Origin of the sequence: Nocardiopsis sp. TNDT3 (assembly GCF_003427465.1) — a bacterium.
Taxonomy (GTDB): Bacteria; Actinomycetota; Actinomycetes; order Streptosporangiales; family Streptosporangiaceae; genus Nocardiopsis; species Nocardiopsis dassonvillei.
Map to the genome: position 1 here is coordinate 1 of NZ_QPFC01001185.1, position 2,240 is coordinate 2,240.

Here is a 2,240-nt window from a genome sequence, read left to right on the forward strand (position 1 = left end):
GCGTACGGGGCGAACGCGGGCTGGGCGGGCAGGGCGCGCGGGTAGTACACGTGGGTGTCGATCCCGTGCGCGGACAGGTGGACGCGCAGGTCGTCGCGCTGCTCGGCCAGGAGCGTGTAGACGTAGTGGCAGCGCCCGTCGCCGCCCGTGGGCGGCGCAGTGATCCCGGCTCCGGCCAGTCGTGCGAACCGGCTGGAGTAGTAGGTGGAGATCTCGGCCCGGCGGGCGAGCCGGTCCTCCAGCCCGCCCAGCCGGTGCAGCTGGAACTCGGCCATCACCTCGTCGAATCGGCTGTTGAGGCCGATCCGGTGGTGCAGGAAGCGGTGCGTGCCGTCCTGGCCGTGGTTGCGCAGCATCCGCACGCGCACGGCGAGTTCGGCGTCCGAAGTGACCACCACGCCGCCCTCGCCGGGCATGCCGAAGGTCTTGACCTGGACGAAGGAGTAGACCCCCGCGTCGCCCCACAGCCCGGCGGGGCGGCCGCCGAGGGTTCCGCCCTGGGCCAGCGCGGAGTCCTCGACCAGGCGCAGCCCGTACTGGTCGGCCAGGTCCCGGAACCGTGGCATGGCGGCCATCATCGAGAACAGGTGCGCGGGCATGACCGCGCGGGTGCGCGCGGTGAGGGCGGTCTCGGCGGCGTCCGGGTCCAGGGTCAGGGAGACCGGGTCGATGTCGGCGAAGACCGGGCGCGCGCCGCGTTCGACGACGGTGCTGGCCAGCGGCGCGCAGCCGAAGGCCGGTACCACCACCTCGTCGCCGGGGCCGATCTCCATGGCGGCCAGGACCAGGGTGAGCGCGGAGGTGCCGCTGGAGCAGGCGACGACGTCGGCGGCGGCGAGGCGGTCGCGCAGTTGGCGTTCGAGGCGGGCGGTGCGCTCGCCGAGGATGAACTTCTGCGCGCCGCCGGTGCCGGTGGCGTGGACGGCCTCCAGCAGGGCGTCGCGGTCGGCGTCGAACAGGTCGGGGGCGAAGAAGGGGATGCGGTGCCCGGTCGCCGTGGTCATCCGTGCCTCCGAAGGCAGAAGTCCTCGATCTCCTCGCAGACCCGGTCCGCCTGGGCGTCGGTCAGGTCGGGGTAGAGCGGTAGGGCCACCGCCCCCTCGCAGGCCGCCTCGGCGCGCGGGAAGTCGCCGGGCGCGTGTCCCAGGTGGGTGAAGCAGGGTTGCAGGTGCAGCGGGATCGGGTAGTAGGTCTCGGTGCCGATCCCGGCCTCGGCCAGGTGGGCGACCAGGGCGTCGCGGTCGTCGGCCTCGACCAGGTGGACGTAGACGACCCGGTTGCCGCCGGGGTGGGGCGGAACGGCGCCGGGCACGGCGCGTATCCCGGGCAGGTCGCGCAGGCGGGCGTCGTAGCGCGCGGACAGCTCGGCGCGGCGGGCGATGTCGGCGTCGAGGCGGGAGAGCTTGGCCAGCAGCACGGCGGCCTGGAGGTCGTCCATCTTGCTGTTGCAGCCCGCGACGACCGTCGGGTTGGCGATGCCGGGGAAGTCGTCCAGGGTGCGTCCGGAGCGGCCGTGGTGGCGCAGCGCCCGCGCGGTCTCGGCGACGGCGTCGTCGTCGGTGAGCAGCGCGCCCGCGTCGCCGATGGCGCCGAGGGTCTTGGAGGGGAAGAAGGACAGCACGCCGCCGGTGCCCAGCAGCCCGGCGTGCACGCCGCGCAGCCGCATGCCGATGGCCTCGGCGCTGTCCTCCAGCACGGTCAGGCCGCGGCGCCGGGCGACCTCGCGCACGCCCTCCATGTCGGCCAGGCGGTCGAACAGGTGGACCGGCATGACCATCCGGGTGCGGGAGGTGGCCACCGCGTCCACCGAGGCCGGGTCGATGCCGTACCCGTGCTCCTCGATGTCGGCGAAGACCGGGACGCCTCCGGCGAGGACGACGGAGCTGGCGGTGGCGACGAAGGAGTAGGCGGGGACGATCACCTCGTCGCCGGGGCGCAGCCCGGCGGCGCGCAGCAGGATGACGAGGGCGTCGGTTCCGGAGTTGACGCCGACCACGTGCCGGGCGCCGGTCCAGCGGGCCAGGGCGTCCTCGAACTCGGCGACCATGGCCCCGTGCGAGAACTTGCCCCGGTCCATGACCCGCAGGCAGTTGTCCCGGATGCGCGGCCACAGTTCCGCGAAGCTCCGGGACTGGTCGAAGAAGGGGACGGGGAGGCGTGTTCTGCCGGGGGGCGCCGCCTCGGGGGGTTCGAGCGTTCTCTTCAACTTCTCCACGTTTCTACGCTGCGGGAGGGGGCGG

Annotated in this window: 2 protein-coding genes; both read right to left on the minus strand. The window is 73.9% G+C overall.

The annotated features are described in order from the left end of the window. Positions 1 to 1,004, minus strand: a 1,004-nt coding sequence (locus tag DQW06_RS25535) for a DegT/DnrJ/EryC1/StrS aminotransferase family protein (RefSeq protein ID WP_157983603.1), incomplete at its 3' end; no start/stop codon positions are given. Further along, positions 1,001 to 2,215 carry a DegT/DnrJ/EryC1/StrS aminotransferase family protein gene (locus DQW06_RS25540; protein ID WP_013152490.1) on the minus strand — a complete coding sequence of 405 codons (1,215 nt, stop codon included), beginning with the start codon at positions 2,213 to 2,215 and terminating at the stop codon, positions 1,001 to 1,003. The genes DQW06_RS25540 and DQW06_RS25535, both read right to left, overlap by 4 nt. Positions 2,216 to 2,240 lie beyond the last annotated feature (25 nt).